Raw genomic sequence first — 21,524 nt, 5'->3', positions numbered from 1 at the left:
AAAGCAGCGCGCGCTGCTTCAATGGCAGTGAGCATACGCTTTTGATTTCAGTGGGACCGGCTTCAGCCGGGAAAAGGCCAGTGTGTGCGCCATCAATTTTGCGGTGTGATGCCCAAAGAAACTTCGCTCATCCACGCTCCTTTTGTACGCCACGGGGTTGCAGGTCGCGCGCTATGGCTTCGATTTCGATGAGGTAACCGTGGTGCAAGACCGGGACCGGCACCACGGCGCGGGCGGGCCGATGCTCGCCCAGGTACCGCGCATAGAGTCGATCGAAGGCCGGCCAGTGTTCAATGCCCACGACATAGACGGTCACTTTGAGCAGGTCGGTGGGCGCCAGGCCCGCTTGCGCGAGGATGGCGACCAGGTTGTCGAGGGCAATCGAGGCCTGCACCTCGAACGGTTGATCGGCGCTGTGCTCGCCATTGGCGCGCACCGGCAACTGCCCGGACACGTAAACCACGCCACCGTAGGCCACTGCTTGGGAATAGTGTCCGCCCGGCGCGGCTGCGTCGGGCGTGTGAATAATGTCGACATCACCAGCCATGCAGACGACTCCAGGTGTGCACCACGCCATCGGCGTCGAGTGCGTGATAGTCCGGGAACTGCGCGCCGGTGGCGCAGGCGTGATTGGGCAGAATGCGCAGGCGGCTGCCGATGGGGAAGCGCACGGCAAGGTCCGCGACGCTGGCGTCGCCCAGCGCGATGATGCCGTGCTCCTGATTGGCGCCGGTGACGCGCGCCCCCTCTATCCACTCGCCGGTTTCTGAGCAGGCCTGGCCGTAACCGAAGTCGTGTCGCTGACGTTGGGTGCCGCGATCGCGGCTCATGGCCATCCAGCCGGCGTCGGTGATGATCCAGCCTTTTTCCTGCTGATGGCCGATCACGGTGGTCAACACGCTCAGCGCCAGCTCTTCGGCCACGCAGACGCCGATGTTGTGCATGACCAGGTCGAAGAACACATAGACCCCGGCACGCACTTCCGTCACGCCATCCAGACTCAAGGCCGAAAGGGCGGTGGGCGTGGAACCGATGCTGACTTGCGGACAGCTGATTCCCGCTTCGCGGATTCTTTCGGCGGCCAGTACGCAGCGCGCGCGTTCCTGTTCAGCGAGGGCTTGCAGGGCTTCGGGGTTATCGAGTTCGTAGCTGGAACCGGCGTGGGTCATCACGCCTTGCAGTTGCTGGCCGCCCACGCTGAGAATGCGTGCGACGTCGATCAACACAGTGCCTTCAGCGGCGAGGCCCGAGCGATGGCCGTCGCAGTCGACCTCGATCCACACCGCAAAGCGTTCGTCGTGCTCGCGCGCGAAGGCGACGATGGCCTCTGCGCCCTGGACGCTGTCGGTGATGATGCCGAGCGCGCAGCCGCTGCGCCGCAGCTCCAGCGCCTGGCGTAATTTGCCGGGGGCGATGGCAACCGCATACAACACATCGCGGATGCCCTGTTTGAAACAGTGCTCGGCTTCTTTCAGGGTCGAGACCGTCACGCCGCTGGCGCCGGCCGCGATCTGCGCCTGAATCACCGGCAGGCATTTGCTGGTCTTGACGTGAGGACGCAAACGCACGCCGAGGCTGTTCATGCGCTGTTGCATGCGCTGGATATTGCGGTGCATGCGCGGGATGTCCACCAGCGCGGCCGGCGTATCTAAAGAAGCGATCGGTATAGGCATGACAGAACTCGGTAGCGAGAGGGCAGGCCGCACACTACTCGGCGATCGTTAACCTGTGGTTCAATCCAGCCTCATCAATCATTAAGTAAAAGTGAATGATCTCCATCGAAGACCTGCGCCTGGCCGTCGCCCTGAGCCGTGCTGAATCCCTGAGCGCGGCGGCCAGAGCCCTAAATGTCTCGCCGCCGGCGTTGTCCATGCGCCTGCGTAAACTGGAGGCGCTACTGGGGCTTACCCTGGCCAACCGCGACGCCCGCCGCCTGAGTCTGACCGCCGATGGCGAACGCTTCTCCCGGGAAAGTGCGCTGTTGCTGGAACAGCTCGAAGCGCTCCCGGAATCCTTTCGCCAACAGGACGAAGCGCTGGTCGGCACGTTGCGGCTGGCGGCGCCGTTTGGCTTCGGGCGACAGCGACTGGCGCCGCTGCTGGCGCGTTTCATCCGGCTCCATCCACAGCTCTGCCTGCACCTGGACCTGCGTGAAACACCTTGGCCGGATCGGCACGACAGCGACGCGGTGATCCACATCGGTCACCTCAACGACAGCCTGTGGACCGCGCGGCAGCTGTCACCCAACGAGCGCTGGCTCTGCGCAAGCCCGGCGTACCTGCAGGAACACGGCGAGCCGTCATCCCCGGACCAACTCAGCGCGCATCGCTGCATCTGCATCCGTGAAAACGACGAAGACGTCACCCTCTGGCACCTGCGCAAAGGCCAGGCCCGCAAAACCCTGCGCGTCGAACCGGCGTTGCTGACCAACGACGGCAGCGTCGCCCGACGCTGGGCCGAGCAAGGTCTGGGCCTGGTGCTGCGCTCGCAATGGGACGTCAGCGAGGCCATCGCCAGCGGCCACCTCGTACGCATCCTCGCCGATTGGCGCTTCGACAGCGCACCCGTCAACCTCCTCGTCCCCTCACGCAAACTCCGCAGCCCTAGGGTGCAAGCGTTGGTGGCGTTTCTGGAAGATGCGTTGAAGGTTTGAGCAGCATGCCAATGATCGTTCCCACGCTCCGCGTGGTAATGCAGCTTCGGACGCTCCGCGTCCTTGACGGCACTTCCCGGCTAAAGCCAGTCCTACAGAAAACACACCGCGCGCCCGGTAGGACCGGTTTTAGCCGGGAAGGCGTCCGGCGTCACACCGCAGAATCATCGGCGCTGCGACTGGCCTATTCCCGGCTAAAGCCGGTCCCACAAAAAAGCACCGCGTGGAGCCAGTGAGACCGGTGACGCGGAGCGTCAGGGGATGCATTCCCACGCAGAGCTTGGGAACGATCAAGATCAAAGGCTTCCCGGCTAAAGCCAGTCCTACTAAGCGCTTTTGATCTTCCTACGCAAAAAGCCCAGACACCACAGAACGCGACTTGGGTGCAGGCTGAACGCAGGTCTCGTGGAGTGGGCCGAGCCGCATGGATGCGGCGAGAGCCGCCCCCCGCCATGGATGGCGGATGGCGGCGGGCCCACGTAGCGAGACCGGAGTGAGGGTATTCCGACGAAGGAGGAACCCAACCAGGAGCACAAGCCCTTGGCTGCCCTTTGAACGAAGAGCGGGGCTTTATCAAGTAACTCGGCGAAGGCGAAACAGTCTGCCCCCAGGCAGACGCCCTTGATGTTGATCTTGATCTAAAAAATCACTTCACCGCATAAACCTTGCGCACATACACCTCACTCGCCCAGGCACAAACCGCGCCCTTCACCACAAACACCGTATCCCCCGGATTAACCGTCACCTCACCGCCCTCACCATCGGCCAGCGTCACGCGCCCCTCCAGCACATGCATCAACTCATGCAACCGGTGCGCACGACCGTGGCGCTGATAAGGCGTCGAATCCCAAATGCCCACCTTCAACTCCGTGACCTCATCCTCAAACAGACTCAACGCCCGACACTGCGGCGCAGGCCCGATCAAAATCGGCGGCTCCAGCGTCGCAGACGGGTTCAACCACGTGTGCGCCGGCAACAGCGTCAAACCGGGGCGCGCAGGCGCGCTCTCCACGTCAACAGCACAAAACGCCCATTCACTGCCCGCGCTTGCATGCACCGCCACCCGACTGCCACGGCCAATCACTGCGCTGTCACCGACCCCCAACGCCAGCGTCTGCTCAGCGCTGCTCAACGCCACATGACCGGCATGCACCACCAGCGTTTCGCTGTAGGGAAAGTCCTCGATCAACAGGTCCCCGCTGAACCGCACAAGCCCGGCCGACACACCGTCGTCGCCGTGCCACGCCACCTTTCGCGCATCGCCAAAAGGATCAAACGCGCTCAACGGCGCCGAGTGGAAGGGCGTAGCGACACTGCTGCCATCGGCGCGCGCCAACAGCAAAATACCGGGAGATGACATGCTTGATGCTCCGTAAAAGTCAGCCGATCGCCTGCGTGATCAACGCAAAAGGGTGAACACCTTCGCTGGCCTCGGGCGCCGTGCCACGCGCCATCTGCACCACGGTGTCGATGTTCTTCAGGCCCGCCGCTTCCAGCCAGTCACTGAGGCCGCACGCCACGGGGATGTCGATGCGCACGAAAGTGTCCGGCACCTGCGCCAGCAGCGTCGCGATCAAGTGTTTGGCCTGATGGATATCTTCCGCCACCACCGGACCGATGCAGCGCCCGCGCCCAAACGGCCGCAGCAGGGCGAAGCCGCGCAACTGGCCGTCACGCTCGATGCCCACGGCGTGCTCCACTTGCAGGTCGCGCAGCACGTCGCTGCGGTCAAGACCGCTCGCGGCCTTGGCGAGCGCGAGCAGCGCGGCATGATCGTCGGCCGTGAGGGCGCGGCAGGTTTCACCCTCGGCCAACGGCTCAATGGTCGGCACCAGGGCCTGACCCTGATGCTGTTGCACCCGGCCAAATTCGACAAAACCCTGGCTGGCATATAACGGCTTGCCAGCGAGGGTGGCGTTGAGGATGGGCGTGCGCGACTCGCATGCGGCGAGGGCCATCTCCATCAATCGACGGCCAATGCCCTGGCCCTGGTAATCGTTGCTGACGATCACCAGACCGATGGTCGCGAAATCGCCCTGTGGGCAGGTAAAGGCGCTGCCGATCAGGCGCTTGCCGTCCATCACCACGAAGCCGTCGCTGACCCGGTGCAGCATCGCCCAGTCGTCCAGGCGATGGGGCCACTTCAATTGCACTGACAAGTCGTGGGCGGCGGTCAGGTCGGCCACGGTCATGCGGCGGTAGGTATAAGAAGGGTGGGGCAGGGCGGACATGGCAAGGCTCCGTTTCGCTTCATTTAAACAGCACTGAGCGCCTGTATCCCACCTGTCGTGAAGGCTGACAAGGGGGCGTCGAACATTCGGCAGATTCGTTGTGCGCCGTGAGTCGGGGCCATAGCTCGTACTCAATTTCGGGGCGAGGGCAGCATTTAATGCCAAGGGCTTATTTGAACGTTCCAGCGCCGATGATCGTCCCCAAGAGAAGCGTGGGAACGAACCACGCGCTCGAGATCAGCACACCCTACTTTCTGCCGTCTCAACCTCCCATCCTTGAGCCTCTGCGTCGTCAAAGCCCTCTAAAAGCGCACAAACACTGGCCCTGCCCAAGGCTGGCGCGCGCCGCAAACTCTGCTGAGCCCAGCCACCAAAACGGTGGTTTGTATTGAGCGCGGAGCGTTTTAGACGGCATATGCTGATTTCACAGTGATGTAATGAACCTGTGCTGCAACGAGACCGCCGCGCCGCCCGTGCCGCGAACGCTCGCCACACTCAACTGACTTCAGGACCGCACTCCATGAGCTTTCTTCGTCCCAAATTCATTACGTTCGACTGCTACGGCACGCTGACCAACTTTCACATGGGCACCATGACCCGCGAGCTGTTCGCCGACCGTGTCACCGCCGAGCAGATGGACCAGTTCGTCAAAGACTTTTCGGCTTATCGCCTCGATCAGGTCATGGGCGACTGGCAGCCCTACGACGAGATTCTCAAGACGGCCCTGGCCCGCACCTGCAAACGCTGGGGCATCGAGTACCGCGAAGAAGGCCAGTTGTATTACGACGCGGTGCCGACCTGGGGCCCCCATGCGGACGTGCCGGCCGGTCTCTCGAAGATCGCCGACAAGATCCCCCTGGTGATCTTCTCCAACGCCAGCGACAGCCAGATCATGTCCAACGTCGACAAGCTCGGCGCGCCGTTTTACAAGGTCTTCACCGCCGAGCAGGCCCAGGCCTACAAACCGCGCCTCGCGGCCTTCGAATTCATGCTCGACAACCTTGGCTGCGGCCCGGAGGACATCTTGCATGTGTCCTCCAGCTTCCGTTACGACCTGATGCCGGCCCACGACATGAAGATCAAGCACAAGGCGTTCGTGGCCCGCGGTCATGAAGTGCCTGCCAATGCCTTCTACGGTTACCAGCAGATCACCGACATCGGCGGACTGCCGGCGCTGGTGGGCCTGTAACCCGCCGCTCGCCTGTACGCCGATTCAGACGCGCCGTTTCAGCATCGCCGGATCGCATCGCCGGACCAAGGCGGCGGATCAGCAACACAAGGGGGTTAAAGATGGGCAGTGAATCCTATTGGCTCGACACCGCACCGGCCTTCACCGGTGCGCAACTCGGCGGTTTGCCCGGGAAGGTCGACGTGGCCGTGATCGGCGGCGGATTCACCGGCCTGTCGGCGGCCCGGGCGCTGGCGTTAAAAGGCGCAAGCGTGGTGGTGCTGGACGCCGGTCGGGTCATCGGCGAAGCCTCGGGTCGCAACGGTGGACAGTGCAACACCGGCGTGGCGCAGGATTACGCCGGCTTGCACGCCAGCCTCGGTGCTGCCAAAGCGCGTGCTTATTACCAGGCCTATGAAAGCGCGGTGCAAACCGTGGTTTCGCTGGTCGAGCAAGAAGGGATCAGCTGCGACCTGGTGCGCAACGGCAAGCTCAAGCTGGCAGCCAAAGCCCTGCATTACGAAGGCCTGGCCCGCACCTGCGAGCTGATCCGCCAGGAGGTGGATGCCGACGTCGAGCTGCTCAATGCCGAGCAGACCCGTGCCGAAGTCAACTCGGCGCAGTTTCATGGCGCCTTGTTGCAGCGCAATGGTGTGCAGATGCACGTCGGCCGCTTTGGTGTCGGTTTGGCGGAAGCGGCCGCCCGGCGCGGCGCAATGATTTACGAACACACCCCGGTCAAGGACTGGAAGCCTCAGGCCGGCGGTTATCAGGTCAACACCGCCAAGGGCTCGTTGCACGCCGGGCAAGTGTTGCTGGCGACCGGCGCGTGCCAGCACGGCGACCTCGGCTGGTACCGCCGGCGGATCGTGCCGGTGGGCAGCTTCGTCATCGCCACCGAAGTCCTGCCCCAGGCGCTGATCGACGAGTTGTTGCCGCAGCATCGGGCGTACGTGACCAGCCGCATGATCGGCAACTACTTTCGCCTGACCCCGGACAACCGCCTGCTGTTTGGCGGGCGTGCGCGGTTTGCCATGTCCGACGGTGTGTCCGACGCCAAGAGCGGCAAGGTGCTGCAGGCGGCCATGCTGAACATGTTCCCGCAGTTGGCCAACGTCAAAATCGATTACTGCTGGGGCGGTCTGGTGGACATGACGTCCGACCGCCTGCCCCGTGCCGGCCAGCACGGCGGCGTGTTTCATTCCATGGGCTATAGCGGCCATGGCGTGCAGATGTCGGTGCACATGGGGCAGGTCATGGCCCAGGTCATGGCCGGCAACGCGGCGGCCAATCCCTGGCGTGAGCTGGAATGGCCGGCGATCCCCGGTCACTTCGGCAAGCCCTGGTTTCTGCCGTTCGTGGGCGCGTATTACCGCTTGCAGGACTATTTGCACTGATGCACTGAGTCGCCCGCTGTTGCGTCACCGTCGTCTGCGTTTCCAGGACGCTCCGGACATCCGTGAGCACTCGAATATTCCGATCATCGACAGGTAGCCTTGCTATGACTGACCACAAAGACACCCCCGAGCTTATATCCGGCCAAGACAGCCTGCGGGTATTCGAGAGCCTGAATCGCGGCATGTCGCGGCGCAACGCATTGCAAATGCTCGGCCTGGCCGGCGTCGCCGCGGCGGGTGCTGGCAGCCTGTTCGGCAGCGCCGGCAAACTGTTCGCCGACGAGGCCGCCACAGACGGCAAGGGCAAAGGCAAGCCCGGCGGCAAGATTCGCGTCGCCGGCATGTCCAGTTCCACCGCCGACACCCTGGACCCCGCCAAAGGTGCGCTGTCCACCGACTATGCGCGTCAGTACATGTTCTACAACGGCCTGACCCGATTCGATAAGCACCTGGTGCCGCAGCTGGAGCTGGCCGAGCGCATCGACAACGTCGACGCCACCCTGTGGACCATCACCCTGCGCAAGGACGTGACCTTCCACAACGGCAAGAGCCTCGGCGCCGCCGACGTGGTGTTCTCCCTCAGCCGGCACAAGGACCCGCTCACCGGCTCCAAAGTCATGCCGCTCATGGAGCAGTTCGCCGAGATCAAGGCCACCGGCCCGAACGAAGTGCAGATTCGCCTCAGCGCGCCCAACGCCGAATTGCCGTCGATTCTGGCCGTGTCGCACCTGCTGATCGTTCCCGAAGGCACCACCGATTTCAACAAGGGCATTGGCACCGGGCCGTTCACCGTCGGCGAGTTCAAGCCGGGCGTGCGTTCGGTGGCGGTGCGCAACAAAAGCTACTGGAAACCCGGCCTGCCGTACCTCGACGAGATCGAATTCATCGCCATCGGCGACGAACCGTCGCGGGTCAACGCGCTGCTCTCCGGTGACGTGCACATGATCAACGAGGTCAACCCGCGCTCCACCACGCGAATCAGCGCCAGCCCCAAGCACCGCGTCGTCGATGCGCCGTCGGGCAACTACACTGACCTGATCATTCGCCAGGACCAGTTGCCCGGCAAAAGCCCGGAATTCACCCAGGCAATGAAGCTGCTGCTGGACCGTGAACAGGTCAAGTCCGCGGTATTCCGGGGCTTCGCCGTGGTCGGCAACGACCACCCGATTGCGCCAGGCTCGCGCTACTTCAACACCGACCTGCCGCAAACGGTCTACGACCCGGAAAAGGCCAAATTCCTGCTCAAGAAAGCCGGCATGGAAAGCATCACCATGCCGGTCATGGCCTCACCTGCCGCGACGGGATCGGTGGACATCGCCGTGCTGCTGCAGCAGTCGGCGAAGCAGGCCGGGCTCAAGCTGGACGTGAACCGCCTGCCCAGCGATGGCTACTGGTCCAATCACTGGATGAAGCACCCGTTGAGCTTCGGCAACATCAACCCGCGGCCTAACGCCGACGTGATGTTCTCGCAGTTTTTCCAGTCCAAGGCGCCGTGGAACGAGTCCGGCTGGCAGAACGATCAGTTCGATCAATTGCTGATGCTGGCCCGGGGCGAAACCGACGACGCCAAGCGCGCCAGGATGTACGGCGACATGCAGACGCTGGTTCATGACCACTGCGGCATCGGCGTGCCGGTGTTCATCAGCAACATCGACGGCGTCGACCAACGCATCAAGGGCTACGACTCCAACCCATTGGGCGGCTTCATGGGCTACATGTTCGCCGAGCAGGTGTGGCTGGACGCTTAAGGAGGCAGTGCGATGAATAGCCATACGCTGTGGTTGATCGGCCGGCGCCTCGGTGCCGGGGTCGTGACCCTGTTGATCGTGTCCATGGTCGTGTTTGCGATCACGGCCGTGCTGCCGGGCGACGCGGCGCAGCAATCCCTCGGCCAGTTCGCCACCCCGGAACAGGTGGCGGCACTGCGCCTGAAACTGGGGCTGGATCAACCTGGCGTGTTGCGCTACCTGCACTGGTTGATGAGCCTGCTCACCGGCGACATGGGCCAGTCGGTGTCCAACTCGATGCCGGTGGGTGAATTGATGGCCGGCCGGGTGCCCAACACGCTGATGCTGGCGGCCGTGACGGCGCTGGTGTCGGTGCCGGTGGCGCTGATACTCGGCATCGGTTCGGCCATGGGCCGGGGCGGGCGCATCGACAGCTTCCTGAGCTTCATCACCCTGGCGATGGTCGCGGTGCCGGAGTTTCTGGTGGCGACCCTCGCGGTGCTGATTTTCGCGGTGAACCTGGGTTGGCTTTCGGCGCTGTCGTACGCCACCGACATCACCTCACCGCTGCAGTTTCTGCGTACGTACGCGCTGCCGGTGATGACCCTGTGCTGCGTGATCGTCGCGCAGATGGCGCGCATGACCCGCGCCGCCGTCATCGATCAGCTCGACAGCCCCTACGTGGAGATGGCCCGCCTCAAAGGCGTCAGCCCGATCCGCATCGTGTTGCGCCACGCGTTACCCAACGCGATCGGGCCGATTGCCAATGCCATCGCCCTGAGCCTGTCGTACCTGCTGGGCGGGGTGGTGATCGTCGAAACCATCTTCAACTACCCCGGCATCGCCAGCTTGATGGTCGATGCCGTGACCAACCGCGACATGGCACTGGTGCAAGCCTGCACCATGCTGTTCTGTGCGGCCTATCTGGCGCTGGTGTTGCTCGCCGACCTCTGCGCCATTCTTTCCAATCCGAGGCTGAGAAACCAATGAACCCACTCATTGCGAAATCCAGGCCTGCGTCTTCTGCCCTGGCGCTGGCCAAGGTGTCCGGCAACCCAGCCTGGCTGGGATTGGTCGGCGCGGCCGTCTGCGTGATCTGGCTGCTGGTGGCACTGTTCGGCCCTTGGGTGGCGCCACACCCGGTCGGCGAAGTGGTTTCCGACAACATCTTCGAAGGCTTCAGCCTGGCGTATCCGTTCGGCACTGATTACCTGGGCCGCGACATGCTCAGCCGGGTACTGGTGGGGGCGCGGTTCACGGTGGGCTTGTCACTGGTGGCGGCGCTCCTGGCCAGCACCCTCGGCACCGGTTGCGCGCTGCTCTCCGTGGTTGCGCCCAAATGGCTGGATGAAGTCATCAGCCGGATCATGGACGCCTTCATTTCGATTCCCAGCAAAATGCTCGCGCTGATCATGGTGTCGGCCTTCGGCTCGTCGGTCACGCTGCTGATTTGTACGGCGGTGATCAGTTACATCCCCGGCTCGTTTCGCGTGGCCCGCAGCATGGCGGTCAATATCGAAGCGCTGGAATACGTGCAAGTGGCGCGCACCCGTGGCGAAGGCCGCTTGTACGTGGCGTGCCGGGAGATCCTGCCGAACATGCTCAACCCGGTGCTGACCGACCTCGGCCTGCGGTTCGGTTACATCGTGCTGTTGCTCAGCGGCATGAGTTTTCTGGGGCTTGGCGTGCAGCCGCCGGATGCCGACCTCGGCTCGCTGGTGCGGGAAAACATCGGCGGCCTCAATCAGGGCGCCCTGGCGATCATCATTCCGGCGCTGGCCATCGGCACGCTGACCATCGGCGTCAATCTGCTGATCGACTACCTGTCATCGCGACGCGGTCGACGCTCGGGAGGCCATTGATATGACTCAGTTGATTCGCGTTGAAGACTTGCGCGTGGTGGCGGGCGACCCCGGCAGCGAAGTGGAGATCGTCAAAGGGGTGAGTTTTTCGCTGGAGAAGGGCGAAGTGCTGGCGCTCATCGGTGAATCCGGGTCCGGCAAGACCACGATTGCCCTGGCCCTGCTCGGTTATGCCCGACGCGGCTGCCGGTTGTCCGGTGGTGTGGTGCAGGTCGGTGAACACGACATGCTCGCGTTGAGCGAGAAGCAGCTGCAGGGCTTGCGCGGCAATCGCGTCTCCTACATTGCGCAAAGCGCGGCGGCGGCGTTTAACCCGGCCAAAAAGCTCCTCGACCAAGTGGTGGAGGGCGCGTTGATCCACGGCCTCGGCACTCGCGCCGAGCTGGAAGCCAAAGCCATCGGCCTGTTCCACGACCTGGCCCTGCCGAACCCGGAACGCATCGGCCGCCGCTACCCACATCAGGTTTCCGGCGGGCAACTGCAACGGGTGATGGCCGCCATGGCGCTGATCAGCGACCCGTTGTTGGTGGTACTCGACGAGCCGACCACGGCGCTGGACGTCACCACCCAGATCGACGTGCTGCGTGCGTTCAAGCGGGTGGTGCGCGAACGCGGCGCCACCGCGGTGTACGTCTCCCACGACCTTGCCGTGGTCGCGCAGATGGCCGACCAGATTGTCGTGCTCAACGGCGGGCAGATCCTCGAACAGAGCGCGACCGCGCCGCTGCTCAAGGCGCCGGGCCATGAATATACCCGCAGCCTGCTCGCGGCCGCGCGGCCCGATACGCGCCTGCGCCCGCCCTGCGTGATCGCCGAAGAGGGGCCGCTGCTGACCATCTCCGGCCTGACCGCCGGCTACGGCAACAAAAACCTGCACGGCATGCCGGCGATCCGCGTGCTGGAGGACATCGACCTCACCGTACGCCGCGGTCAGGCCATCGGCGTGATCGGTGAGTCGGGCTCGGGCAAGTCAACCCTGGCGCGCGTGGTGGCAGGGTTGTTGACCCCGGCCCTTGGCGGCCTCACATTCGACGGCCAACCCTTGGGCGGCAGCCTGTCCGAGCGCACGCCGGAACAGTTTCGGCGCATCCAGATGGTCTTTCAGAACGCGGACACCGCGCTCAATCCCATGCACAGCGTGGCGACCATTCTCAGCCGTCCGTTGAAAATGTACTTCGGCCTCAAGGGCGCGGCTTTGCAGACGCGCATCGGCGAGCTGCTTGATCTGGTGCGCTTGCCCCGCGACCTGGCCGATCGCCGCCCCAATGAGCTGTCCGGCGGGCAGAAGCAGCGGGTCAATCTGGCTCGGGCACTGGCGGCCAAACCCGACCTGATTCTCTGCGATGAGGTGACCTCGGCTCTCGACACGGTGGTCGGCGCGGCGATCCTCGAACTGCTGCGCGACCTGCGTCAGCAACTCGGCGTGTCGTACCTGTTCATCAGCCACGACATCTCCACCGTCCGCGCGCTGTGCGATGACATCGTGGTGATGTACAGCGGCCACAAAGTCCACGCCGGCCGCCGCGAGTCCTTTGCCGAAGCGCCGTACCACCCGTACACCGACCTGTTGATCCACTCGGTGCCGGAACTGCGCCAGGGCTGGCTCGAAACCTGCGGCGCCACCCATGGCGAGCTGCCGCCGATCGGCGAGCGGGCCAACCTGCCGGAGCTGTGCACCTTCCTCGATCGCTGCCCGGTGCGCGTCGATGGCCTGTGCAACCGCACCGCGCCAAACCGCCGCACGCTGGACAACGGCAGCGAAATCCTCTGCCACCACGACGGCGCCGATTTGCTGGCCCTCCAGCGCGGCGACACCCCCACAAGCTTTGGAGCCTATGCATGAAAGGGCGTTTTGTGAGGCTGGCCGAACAGGGCCGGCCGACGGTCAATCTGACCGTGGATGGCATGCCGGTCGAAGCGTTGCAGGGCGACACGTTGATGGTGGCGTTGCTGACCCAGGGCAACGCACTGCGCCAGTCGGAATTCGACAGCGGCCGCCGCGCCGGTTTCTGCCTGATGGGCGCGTGCCAGGATTGCTGGGTCTGGACCCGCGGCGGCGAGCGCCTGCGCGCCTGCTCCAACGAGGTGCGCGACGGCCTGGACATCGTCACCACACAACCGGAGGCGAAATGGCCACTGCACAGCTAAGCACTCATCGCGTTGTCATCGTCGGCGCAGGACCTGCCGGCGTGCGCTGCGCCGAAACCCTGCTGGCGGCCGGCATCAAACCGGTTCTGGTCGACGAAAACCGTCGCGATGGCGGGCAGATCTATCGCCGTCAGCCGGACGGTTTCACCCGCGATTACGCCACCTTGTACGGCAGCGAAGCCGACAAGGCCCAAGCACTGCACCAGACGTTCGACCGCTTGCGCGGCGCTATCGATTACCGCCCCGACACCCTGGTGTGGAACCTCACACCGGGGCAGTTGTGCTGTGTTCGTCAGGGACGCCACAGCACGCTGGACTACGACACGCTGATTCTCTGCACCGGCGCCACCGACCGCTTGATGCCCATCGAGGGCTGGCAGCTGGCGGGCACCTACAGCCTGGGCGGCGCGCAGATTGCCTTGAAGAACCAAGCCGTTTCCATCGGTCATCGTGTCGTGTTCATGGGCAGCGGGCCATTGCTGTACCTGGTCGCCAGTCAATACGTCAAAGCCGGGGCCACGGTGGCCGCCGTCCTTGACACCTCACCCTTCAGCCTGCGCATCAAAGCCCTGCCCAAACTGTTGGCGCGGCCGGGCGTGCTGTGGACCGGGATGAAACTGCTGGCGCAGTTGTACCGCGCCAAAGTGCCCGTGCACCTGGGCGTCAAGCCGCAGCAAGTACTCGGCGATGCCGCCAATGGCGTGGCGGGTATGCGCTTCACGACCGGCATCGGGCGGACGCTGACCGTGCAGGCCGACGCTGTCGCGTTGGGCTATCACTTGCGTCCGGAAACCCAGCTGGGTGATCTCGCCGGTTGTGCCATGGCCTTCGATCAGGCCTCCAGCCAGTGGTGGCTGGCGACGGACGAGGCGGGGCGCACGTCGGTGGCGGGTGTCTACGCCGCCGGCGACGGCGCGAAAATCCGTGGCGCCGACGCTGCCGAGCATGCCGGTCGCCGGGTGGCGTTGGCGCTGCTCGAAGACCTTAAACAGCCTTTTAATGCCGGGCTGCGCGATGAACAACAACAGGCGCTGACGGTGATGGACCAGTTTCGTCTGGGCCTGGCCGAGGCGTTTCCCTGGCCCGCCGAACAGGCCAGGGCCTTGCCCGACAGCGCGATCGTTTGCCGCTGCGAGATGATCAGCGCTGGCGAACTGCGCCGCACGGTCAACGAAAAGGGCGCCTGTGAAGTCAACCGTGCCAAGGCGTTCAGCCGCGTTGGTATGGGCCGCTGCCAGGGCCGTTACTGCTCGCAGGCGGGTGCCGAAGTGATTGCGGCAGAAGCCGGCGTGCCGGTGCAGGACGTCGGTCGCCAACGCGGGCAGGCGCCGGTCAAACCGTTGTCATTGCTGATCGAGGAGGTGTCGCCATGAGCGTGCAAAAGGCAGATGTGGTGATTGTCGGCGGCGGCGTAATGGGCGCGGCGACGGCGTTTTTTCTGCGTCGGCGCGGGCAGTCGGTGATCCTTCTGGAGCGAGACCAGATCGGCCAGTACGCCAGCGGCGTCAACTTTGGCAACGTGCGCCGGCAAGGGCGCTTTTTCGGGCAACTGGCGCTGGCCAATCGCTCCTGGGCGCTGTGGAAACGCCTGCCGGAATTGATCGACGACGACCTTGAATTTATCCCCAGCGGGCACATGCGCGTGTGTTACCGCGAAGACGAAATCGCCGAGCTGGAGGCCTATGCCGCCGCCCCGGAAGCCGAGCAACTGGACCTGAAAATCTACCGTGGCGCCGAGCTGCACCAGCGCTTCGGCTTTCTCGGCCCGGACGTCAAGGGCGGCTCCTACGCCCCCCACGATGGCCACGCCAACCCGCGACTGGCCGCACCGGCCTGGGCTCGGGCCGCACGGCGACTGGGGGCGCAGATCGAAGAGCGCACGGAAGTCGCCGAGGTGGAAAAAGTCGGCGCAGACTTTCACGTCACCACCACCGATGGCCGCCAGTTCCAGTCCGCGCAGCTGTTGATCACGGCCGGCGCCTGGGGCCAGAAGCTGTCGGCGCAGTTTGGCGAACCGGTGCCGCTGGACACCCATGGCCCGCAGATGGCCGTCACGGAACCGGTGCCCTACGCCTTGCCGACGGTGATTGGCGTGTACACCAAGATCCCTGAAGAAGTGATCTACTTCCGCCAGATCCCCCGGGGCAACATCGTCATCGGCGGGGGCTTTCGCAGCAAGCCGGACATGCTCAACCGCCGCGCCTGCGTGGAGCCGCGCAGTATCCTCAATCAGGCCGAACAGATGCGCCGCCTGCTGCCCGGGGTGGGCAACCTCAACATCATCCGTGTGTGGAGCGGCATCGAAGGCTACCTGCCCGATTCGCTGCCGATCATGGGCCCCAGCGGCACGGTCGACGGGTTGTTCTACGCCTTCGGGTTCTGTGGCCACGGCTTCCAGCTCGGCCCCGGCGTCGGCGATGTCATGGCCGAACTGCTCGGCACCGGCAGCACCACGACACCTATCGAGGCATTTTCCATCACGCGTTTCGCCCTTCCTGCCGTGCAACGGAGTCACGCCTCATGAAACCCCGCGTCCTTGAGATTCTGAAACGGCTGATGGCCTTCGAAACGGTGTCGTCGGAGTCCAACGTGGCCCTGATCGATTACGTCCGTGAGCTGCTGCTGACCAAGGGCATCGAGTCGCTCATCGTCAAAGACACCAGCGGTAAAAAGGCCAACCTGTTCGCCAGCACCGGACCGAAAGAATCGCCCGGCGTGTTGCTCTCCGGGCACACCGACGTGGTGCCGGCGGCGGGGCAGGCGTGGACCTTTCCGGCGTTCGCCGCCACCGTTCAGGACGGTCGCATCTATGGCCGCGGCAGCTGCGACATGAAGGGCTTCATCGCCCTGGCCATCGACGCCATGCTCGATGCGGCAGAGCACACACTTAGTCGCCCGCTGCAACTGGCGCTCTCCCATGACGAGGAGATCGGTTGCGTGGGCGTGCGTCGTTTGCTCGATGTGCTGCACCTGACGCCGGTGCGGCCGTTTCTCTGCGTGATCGGCGAGCCGACCAACATGCAGTTCGTGCTGGGCCACAAGGGCAAGGGCTCGTACCGGACCTATTGCCGGGGTCAGGAGGCGCACTCGTCGTTGGCGCCGCGTTCGGTCAACGCCATCCACGTGGCGTGCGACTTCATCGCCTCGCTGCGTGAAAGCCAGCAGCACCTGCAACAATATGGCGCACAGGACACCGACTACGACGTGCCCTACAGCACCGTGCACGTCGGTCAGATCGTCGGCGGCAAGGCGCTGAACATCGTGCCCAACCTGTGCACCCTGGATTTCGAGGTGCGTAACCTGCCGGCGGACAATCTGGATCAGTTCATCGAGCAGATGCGCGAGCGCGCCGAGGTGATTGTGCGCGAGGCGCAGAAGCTCTCCAGCGTGGCGGCCATCGAGATCGAAACCATCAACGTCTACCCCGGCCTCGACACTCACCCGACGGTCGAAGCGGTGAGCTTTCTCAAACAATTCGCCGCGCCGGACACCGGCATGAAGAAAGTGTCGTTCGGCACCGAAGGCGGTCTGTTCAAACAACGCCTCGATGTGCCGGTGGTGGTGTGTGGCCCGGGTTCTATCGAGCAGGCGCACAAGCCGGACGAGTTCATCGAGGTCAGCCAGATGGACGCCGGCGAGCGCTTTGTGCAAGGGTTGCTGGGCTCGTTGAAGGCGTAGCAGAGCCTGCCGTCCTGAGTGGAATTTCAGCACGGCACGCTGGTTTGAAGGCGCTTTCGGCATCCTCCTTCGAGCCAGCTCCCTAGACTGGAATCTGTCTCGGATCAGGACTCGACCATGCTCAAGAATCGCTTGCAAGACCCCGGCCTGCTGGCTGAACGCGCCTATGTGAATGGCCAGTGGATCGCTGCTGACAGCGGCGCCACCCTCGACGTACGCGACCCTGCCACGGGTGATCTGCTCGCCCGGGTCCCTGCCATGGACGCCGTCGACACCCGTCGCGCCATCGAGGCCGCCGAACGTGCCTGGCCGGCCTGGCGCGCACGTCCTGCGGCTGATCGCGCGGCGCTGCTGGAGCGCTGGTTCCAGGCGATGATCGACAACCTCGACGACCTGGCGCTGATCATGACCTGCGAACAGGGCAAGCCGCTGAACGAGGCCAAGGGCGAAATTCGTTATGGCGCAGGCTTCGTCAAATGGTTCGCCGAAGAAGCGCGTCGGGTTTACGGCGAAACCATGCCGGCCCCCACGGGCGACCGTCGCCTGCTGACCCTCAAACAACCCGTCGGCGTGTGTGCCGCGATCACGCCGTGGAATTTCCCCAACGCGATGATCACCCGCAAATGCGCGCCGGCCTTGGCGGCCGGGTGCCCGATCATCGTCAAACCTTCGGACCTGACGCCGCTGTCTGCGCTGGCGCTGGCGGTCCTGGCCGAGCGCGTCGGGATTCCGGAAGGGGTCTTCAACGTCCTCACCGGACTGCCTGCCGGCATTGGCGAAGAACTCACCGGCAACCCGGCGGTGCGCAAGATTTCCTTCACCGGCTCCACAGCTGTCGGCCGCCTGCTGATGCGCCAGAGCGCCGAGCACATCAAACGCCTGAGCCTGGAACTGGGCGGCAACGCGCCGTTTGTGGTGTTCGATGATGCAGACCTGGAGCAGGCCGTGGCGGGGGTGATGATCAGCAAGTTCCGCAACGCCGGGCAAACCTGCGTGTGCGCCAACCGCATCCTGGTGCAGGCCGGCATCTACGACCGTTTCGCCGCGCGGCTGGTGGAAGAGGTGGGCAAGCTCAAGGTCGGTAACGGCCTGGAAGCAGGCGTGACCATCGGCCCGCTGATCAACCCTGCGGCGGTCAGCAAGGTGGCCCGGCACATAGACGATGCCCTGAGCCAGGGCGCCAGACTGCTCTGCGGCGCGATTCCCACTGGCGACAGCCAGTTTGTACAACCCACCGTCTTGGCCGAGGCCCACGCCGGCATGCTGCTGGCCAACGAGGAAACCTTCGGCCCGGTCGCGCCGTTGATGCGTTTCACTGACGAAGCCGAAGCGTTGGCGCTGGCCAATGCCACGCCTTTTGGCCTGGGCGCCTACTATTTCACCCAGGACTTGAACCGCTCGTGGCGCTTCGGCGAGGCGCTGGAATTCGGCATGGTCGGCCTCAACACCGGGATCATCTCGATGGAAGTCGCACCGTTCGGCGGCATCAAGCAATCGGGCCTCGGCCGCGAGGGCAGCAAATACGGCCTGGACGAGTACCTTGAAGTCAAAGCCTTCCACATCGGCGGCTTGAACTGATCCATTGCAAGGGGCGCAACATGAACAAGGCATTCAGAATCGCCGCCATAGCGGGCGACGGCATCGGCAAGGAAGTCCTGCCCGAAGGATTGCGGGTACTGAAGCAGGCAGCAAAAACCTGGGAATTGAACCTGAGCATAGAAGTGCTCGACTGGGCCCACTGCGACTACTACCTGGCCCATGGGCAGATGATGCCCGACGACTGGTTCGAGCAGCTCAAGGGCTTCGACGCGATTTACTTCGGCGCGGTGGGCTGGCCCGACAAGGTGCCGGACCATATTTCCCTGTGGGGTTCGCTGCTCAAGTTTCGCCGCGACTTCGACCAGTACGTGAACATCCGCCCGGTGCGCCTGTTCCCCGGCGTGCCCTGTCCGCTGGCCGGGCGCAAGCCGGGGGACATCGACTTCGTGGTGATCCGCGAAAACACCGAGGGCGAGTATTCCTCGGTGGGCGGCAAAATGTTCGAAGGCACCGAGCACGAATTCGTGCTGCAGGAATCGGTGTTCACCCGGCGCGGAGTCGATCGCATCCTCAAGTTCGCCTTCGAACTGGCCCAGACCCGGCCGCGCAAACGCCTGACTGCGGCGACCAAATCCAACGGTATTTCCATCAGCATGCCGTACTGGGACGAGCGCACGGCACTGATGGCCGCGAACTACCCCGAAGTGAGTTGGGACAAACAACACATCGACATCCTGTGCGCGCGGTTCGTGTTGCAGCCGGACCGGTTCGACGTGGTGGTGGCGTCGAATCTGTTCGGCGACATCCTCTCGGACCTGGGCCCGGCCTGCGCCGGCACCATCGGCATAGCGCCCTCGGCGAACCTGGACCCGGAGCGGCGCTACCCCTCGTTGTTCGAACCGGTGCATGGGTCAGCGCCCGATATCTACGGGCAAAACATCGCCAACCCGATTGCGATGATCTGGTCCGGCGCCTTGATGCTGGACTTCCTCGGCAACGGCGACGCACGCTACCGCGCGGCCCACGACGGGATATTGCAAGCCATTGAAGAGGTGATTGCCGAAGGACCGATCACGCCAGATCTGGGCGGGAAGGGGTCGACGCAAGACGTGGGAGCGGCGATTGCGGGGAGGTTGGCCGTTGCGCGATAGAGGGAGGTGCCTGGCACAACGCCGACAGGCTTTTGATGTTAGTAGGACCGGCTTTAGCCGGTCAGTTGACACCCCGAGAAATTGGTAGCGATTGCGCGGGCCTCTTCCCGGCTAAAGCCGGTCCTACAGCGACGCAGAGCGTCCGGGGCAGCATTACCACGCAGAGCGTGGGAACGATCAAAGATCTGGGCGGGAAGGGGTCGACGCAAGACGTGGGCGCGGCGATTGCGGGGAGGTTGGCCGTTGCGCGATAGAGGGAGGTGCCTGGCACAACGCGGACAAGCTTTTGATGTTAGTAGGACCGGCTTTAGCCGGGAAAACGTCAGTTGCCACCCCGAGAAATTGATAGCGATTGCGCGGGCCTCTTCCCGGCTAAAGCCGGTCCTACAGCGACGCAGAGCGTCCGGGGCAGCGTTACCACGCAGAGCGTGGGAACGATCGGCAGGGGGCTCATCTATTCACGGTGAAGCGCGGTAATCAATCAGCCCCTTATGAACGTTCTTTTCACGCTCAGGCTTCAAGCCCTATGAACATCTGTAAATCTGTAGGGAGTGGACTGCCCAGAAGTGCCGACAGTTTCATGATCTGTTCAGACGAGAGCAGCCATTCGCCTGCTGCCATTTCATTGATGCTCTGAAGACCCAGTATCGGAAGGATTTCCTGAATATGGGATTCGTCTAGATCCAGCTCAAACTTAAGTGACTCGTCCTGGCTGCTATCTGCCAGAAACCCGCTAATGGATGGGTAAGCGCGCCCAATTACTATCTGCATATTCCGATTCCGTAGATCAGTCCTGGTCTGAGACGGCTCGTCTAGAATTGAAAGTATTTCGGAAGCCTGAGCGGCTGTAAGTTCATGGCCGCAGGCCGGCACGTCCTTTTGAGACGCCCAACCCATTCACACTCTGAACCAAGGGCTCTAAGTCCGGTGGTATATCTTTTTCGTACTGTGGCGAGTTGTCCGGGTTGGGCTGAGGGTAAAGGCGCTGTATCTGCATGATCGCCATGTGGGGTGACTTCCCGATTCATAATGTTATCCAGCGAGTGTTAGGCCGATGATGCCCTCACGCTACCACGCCTATCAGGAGCTCCAGATCGGTCGGAAGTTGGCGTCCTGTGATTGAAGAAAGCATCGCTACCTGATCATTCGTTAGCGGCCAGTCCCCTTCCGCCATCGCGTTCAGGCTCGCATGGCCGAGCCGCGCTACGATTTCGTCATTCAATGACGGATCTATCTTCATTTCGAATTTCATCGAGTCGTCTTCGGTGATGTCGAACAAAAAACCAAATATATAAAGGAACATAAAAACCCTCACTTTTCAATTTTACGGCCGGGCTTGGCAGGTTTGGTTCGCTCGCCGCTCTGAGGATCACACTCCCCCAAGTGCTTGCCTTGTTTGTCGTACATTTCGACAGTCCCGTGCTGACTATCCCACTCAAATATCCGGCCTTTGTTATCTTTCCAGCGTCGTCGCTTTGTTCCACCACCCTGAACGTTCGTTTTACTGCCCGCTCTCTTGGCGTCTGGAAAACCTTTGAGGTCCAGCGGCGGCGGATGATACCCATGATCCCCATTAAACGGCCGCGCATACACCACATACATCGACCTCAGCCCGGAATCAGCGAGGAAGACCAGGATGCAGTCTTCAGCGGTGATGTCGTCGCCGGGGAGGCCTTCGAGCTGGCTGTCGGTGTCGTCCGGGATCGGGTGGACGAGGATGGTGCCTAAACGGGCGTCGCTGTTTTCAGGGTAGACCAGCGGTTCCAGTCTCCCGAGCGGTCCCCGGCGGGGCGTCATTAGGATGGTGATGTCGTTGAGATGGGCCTCCATCGCGCTTTTGTCGGCATTCCAGCGGGCTTGCACGGTGCGGACCGAATCGTCGCCGGAGGCCTTGGCGTGAATGCCGTACACCTGCAACTCGCCGTCCCCATCACGGCGCAGTTGAAAACGCACCCGCGTGGTCGCCTGGG

General features: G+C 63.5%; 20 protein-coding genes. 13 read left to right on the top strand and 7 right to left on the bottom strand.

Annotated elements, in window-relative coordinates; translation table 11 throughout:
• Positions 1 to 127: 127 nt before the first annotated feature.
• Positions 128 to 547: a RidA family protein gene (locus VF672_RS05825; RefSeq protein WP_331102413.1), complete on the bottom strand. Its 420-nt coding sequence runs from the start codon at positions 545 to 547 to the stop codon at positions 128 to 130.
• Positions 537 to 1,673 carry a DSD1 family PLP-dependent enzyme gene (locus VF672_RS05820; RefSeq protein ID WP_331102411.1) on the bottom strand — a complete coding sequence of 379 codons (1,137 nt, stop codon included), beginning with the start codon at positions 1,671 to 1,673 and terminating at the stop codon, positions 537 to 539. Before VF672_RS05820 ends, VF672_RS05825 begins: the two co-directional genes overlap by 11 nt.
• Before the next feature lie 95 nt (positions 1,674 to 1,768).
• On the opposite strand from VF672_RS05820, the gene VF672_RS05815 reads away from it, so the two are divergent.
• A complete protein-coding gene (locus tag VF672_RS05815; RefSeq protein ID WP_331102409.1) occupies positions 1,769 to 2,653 on the top strand; it encodes a LysR family transcriptional regulator in 885 nt (294 codons plus the stop codon).
• A gap of 646 nt (positions 2,654 to 3,299) precedes the next feature.
• Here the strand turns inward: VF672_RS05815 and VF672_RS05810 are convergent.
• Together VF672_RS05810 and VF672_RS05805 are read right to left on the bottom strand one after the other, a co-directional pair.
• The gene (locus VF672_RS05810) at positions 3,300 to 4,013 is read right to left on the bottom strand and encodes a cupin domain-containing protein (RefSeq protein ID WP_331102407.1); all 714 of its coding nucleotides are present in this window, start codon (positions 4,011 to 4,013) and stop codon (positions 3,300 to 3,302) included.
• 19 nt (positions 4,014 to 4,032) lie between these two features.
• Positions 4,033 to 4,884, bottom strand: a complete 852-nt coding sequence (locus VF672_RS05805) for a GNAT family N-acetyltransferase (protein WP_331102405.1) — start codon at positions 4,882 to 4,884, stop codon at positions 4,033 to 4,035.
• Positions 4,885 to 5,404: 520 nt separating this feature from the next.
• On the opposite strand from VF672_RS05805, the gene VF672_RS05800 reads away from it, so the two are divergent.
• From VF672_RS05800 to VF672_RS05745, 12 genes are all read left to right on the top strand, one after another.
• Positions 5,405 to 6,073, top strand: a complete 669-nt coding sequence (locus tag VF672_RS05800; RefSeq protein ID WP_331102403.1) for a haloacid dehalogenase type II — start codon at positions 5,405 to 5,407, stop codon at positions 6,071 to 6,073.
• Between the two features lie 101 nt (positions 6,074 to 6,174).
• A complete protein-coding gene (locus tag VF672_RS05795; RefSeq protein ID WP_331102401.1) occupies positions 6,175 to 7,449 on the top strand; it encodes an FAD-binding oxidoreductase in 1,275 nt (424 codons plus the stop codon).
• Positions 7,450 to 7,553: 104 nt separating this feature from the next.
• A complete protein-coding gene (locus VF672_RS05790; RefSeq protein ID WP_331102399.1) occupies positions 7,554 to 9,197 on the top strand; it encodes an ABC transporter substrate-binding protein in 1,644 nt (547 codons plus the stop codon).
• Between the two features lie 12 nt (positions 9,198 to 9,209).
• Entirely contained in the window at positions 9,210 to 10,166 is a 957-nt protein-coding gene (locus tag VF672_RS05785) for an ABC transporter permease (protein ID WP_331102398.1), read from the top strand.
• Positions 10,163 to 11,038: an ABC transporter permease gene (locus VF672_RS05780; RefSeq protein WP_331102396.1), complete on the top strand. Its 876-nt coding sequence runs from the start codon at positions 10,163 to 10,165 to the stop codon at positions 11,036 to 11,038. The genes VF672_RS05785 and VF672_RS05780 overlap by 4 nt, the downstream gene beginning before the upstream one ends.
• Position 11,039: 1 nt before the next feature.
• The gene (locus VF672_RS05775) at positions 11,040 to 12,881 is read left to right on the top strand and encodes an ABC transporter ATP-binding protein (RefSeq protein ID WP_331102394.1); all 1,842 of its coding nucleotides are present in this window, start codon (positions 11,040 to 11,042) and stop codon (positions 12,879 to 12,881) included.
• Positions 12,878 to 13,186, top strand: a complete 309-nt coding sequence (locus tag VF672_RS05770) for a (2Fe-2S)-binding protein (RefSeq protein WP_331102391.1) — start codon at positions 12,878 to 12,880, stop codon at positions 13,184 to 13,186. Before VF672_RS05775 ends, VF672_RS05770 begins: the two co-directional genes overlap by 4 nt.
• The gene (locus VF672_RS05765) at positions 13,168 to 14,559 is read left to right on the top strand and encodes an FAD/NAD(P)-binding oxidoreductase (protein ID WP_331102389.1); all 1,392 of its coding nucleotides are present in this window, start codon (positions 13,168 to 13,170) and stop codon (positions 14,557 to 14,559) included. Before VF672_RS05770 ends, VF672_RS05765 begins: the two co-directional genes overlap by 19 nt.
• Positions 14,556 to 15,710, top strand: coding sequence for an FAD-binding oxidoreductase (locus tag VF672_RS05760; RefSeq protein WP_331102387.1), 1,155 nt, complete (start codon positions 14,556 to 14,558; stop codon positions 15,708 to 15,710). Before VF672_RS05765 ends, VF672_RS05760 begins: the two co-directional genes overlap by 4 nt.
• Positions 15,707 to 16,864, top strand: coding sequence for an acetylornithine deacetylase (gene argE, locus VF672_RS05755; protein ID WP_331102385.1), 1,158 nt, complete (start codon positions 15,707 to 15,709; stop codon positions 16,862 to 16,864). Before VF672_RS05760 ends, argE begins: the two co-directional genes overlap by 4 nt.
• A gap of 117 nt (positions 16,865 to 16,981) precedes the next feature.
• Positions 16,982 to 18,442, top strand: coding sequence for an NAD-dependent succinate-semialdehyde dehydrogenase (locus tag VF672_RS05750; RefSeq protein WP_331102383.1), 1,461 nt, complete (start codon positions 16,982 to 16,984; stop codon positions 18,440 to 18,442).
• A gap of 20 nt (positions 18,443 to 18,462) precedes the next feature.
• Positions 18,463 to 19,554 carry a tartrate dehydrogenase gene (locus VF672_RS05745; RefSeq protein WP_331102381.1) on the top strand — a complete coding sequence of 364 codons (1,092 nt, stop codon included), beginning with the start codon at positions 18,463 to 18,465 and terminating at the stop codon, positions 19,552 to 19,554.
• A 510-nt stretch (positions 19,555 to 20,064) separates the two neighbouring features.
• Here VF672_RS05745 and VF672_RS05740 read toward each other — a convergent pair.
• The 3 genes from VF672_RS05740 to VF672_RS05730 all read right to left on the bottom strand — a co-directional run.
• On the bottom strand, positions 20,065 to 20,325 hold the full coding sequence (locus VF672_RS05740; protein ID WP_331102379.1) for a pyocin S6 family toxin immunity protein: 261 nt from the start codon (positions 20,323 to 20,325) through the stop codon (positions 20,065 to 20,067).
• Between the two features lie 292 nt (positions 20,326 to 20,617).
• On the bottom strand, positions 20,618 to 20,857 hold the full coding sequence (locus tag VF672_RS05735) for a pyocin S6 family toxin immunity protein (RefSeq protein WP_331102377.1): 240 nt from the start codon (positions 20,855 to 20,857) through the stop codon (positions 20,618 to 20,620).
• An 8-nt stretch (positions 20,858 to 20,865) separates the two neighbouring features.
• On the bottom strand, positions 20,866 to 21,524 hold a 659-nt coding region (locus VF672_RS05730; protein ID WP_331102375.1), incomplete at its 5' end, for a colicin E3/pyocin S6 family cytotoxin.

It is taken from the genome of Pseudomonas sp., assembly GCF_036387035.1.
In the GTDB taxonomy this organism is placed as follows: domain Bacteria; phylum Pseudomonadota; class Gammaproteobacteria; order Pseudomonadales; family Pseudomonadaceae; genus Aquipseudomonas.
Note: the sequence above shows the minus strand (reverse complement) of the source record. Positions and strands in the feature narration are given on the sequence as shown.

Bases quoted from the DNA above. Each gene is read 5' to 3' on its own strand.
- VF672_RS05825 (WP_331102413.1), bottom strand. From the start codon at position 547: ATGGCTGGTGATGTCGACATTATTCACACGCCCGACGCAGCCGCGCCG.
- VF672_RS05820 (WP_331102411.1), bottom strand. From the start codon at position 1,673: ATGCCTATACCGATCGCTTCTTTAGATACGCCGGCCGCGCTGGTGGAC.
- VF672_RS05815 (WP_331102409.1), top strand. From the start codon at position 1,769: ATGATCTCCATCGAAGACCTGCGCCTGGCCGTCGCCCTGAGCCGTGCT.
- VF672_RS05810 (WP_331102407.1), bottom strand. From the start codon at position 4,013: ATGTCATCTCCCGGTATTTTGCTGTTGGCGCGCGCCGATGGCAGCAGT.
- VF672_RS05805 (WP_331102405.1), bottom strand. From the start codon at position 4,884: ATGTCCGCCCTGCCCCACCCTTCTTATACCTACCGCCGCATGACCGTG.
- VF672_RS05800 (WP_331102403.1), top strand. From the start codon at position 5,405: ATGAGCTTTCTTCGTCCCAAATTCATTACGTTCGACTGCTACGGCACG.
- VF672_RS05795 (WP_331102401.1), top strand. From the start codon at position 6,175: ATGGGCAGTGAATCCTATTGGCTCGACACCGCACCGGCCTTCACCGGT.
- VF672_RS05790 (WP_331102399.1), top strand. From the start codon at position 7,554: ATGACTGACCACAAAGACACCCCCGAGCTTATATCCGGCCAAGACAGC.
- VF672_RS05785 (WP_331102398.1), top strand. From the start codon at position 9,210: ATGAATAGCCATACGCTGTGGTTGATCGGCCGGCGCCTCGGTGCCGGG.
- VF672_RS05780 (WP_331102396.1), top strand. From the start codon at position 10,163: ATGAACCCACTCATTGCGAAATCCAGGCCTGCGTCTTCTGCCCTGGCG.
- VF672_RS05775 (WP_331102394.1), top strand. From the start codon at position 11,040: ATGACTCAGTTGATTCGCGTTGAAGACTTGCGCGTGGTGGCGGGCGAC.
- VF672_RS05770 (WP_331102391.1), top strand. From the start codon at position 12,878: ATGAAAGGGCGTTTTGTGAGGCTGGCCGAACAGGGCCGGCCGACGGTC.
- VF672_RS05765 (WP_331102389.1), top strand. From the start codon at position 13,168: ATGGCCACTGCACAGCTAAGCACTCATCGCGTTGTCATCGTCGGCGCA.
- VF672_RS05760 (WP_331102387.1), top strand. From the start codon at position 14,556: ATGAGCGTGCAAAAGGCAGATGTGGTGATTGTCGGCGGCGGCGTAATG.
- argE (WP_331102385.1), top strand. From the start codon at position 15,707: ATGAAACCCCGCGTCCTTGAGATTCTGAAACGGCTGATGGCCTTCGAA.
- VF672_RS05750 (WP_331102383.1), top strand. From the start codon at position 16,982: ATGCTCAAGAATCGCTTGCAAGACCCCGGCCTGCTGGCTGAACGCGCC.
- VF672_RS05745 (WP_331102381.1), top strand. From the start codon at position 18,463: ATGAACAAGGCATTCAGAATCGCCGCCATAGCGGGCGACGGCATCGGC.
- VF672_RS05740 (WP_331102379.1), bottom strand. From the start codon at position 20,325: ATGCAGATAGTAATTGGGCGCGCTTACCCATCCATTAGCGGGTTTCTG.
- VF672_RS05735 (WP_331102377.1), bottom strand. From the start codon at position 20,857: ATGTTCCTTTATATATTTGGTTTTTTGTTCGACATCACCGAAGACGAC.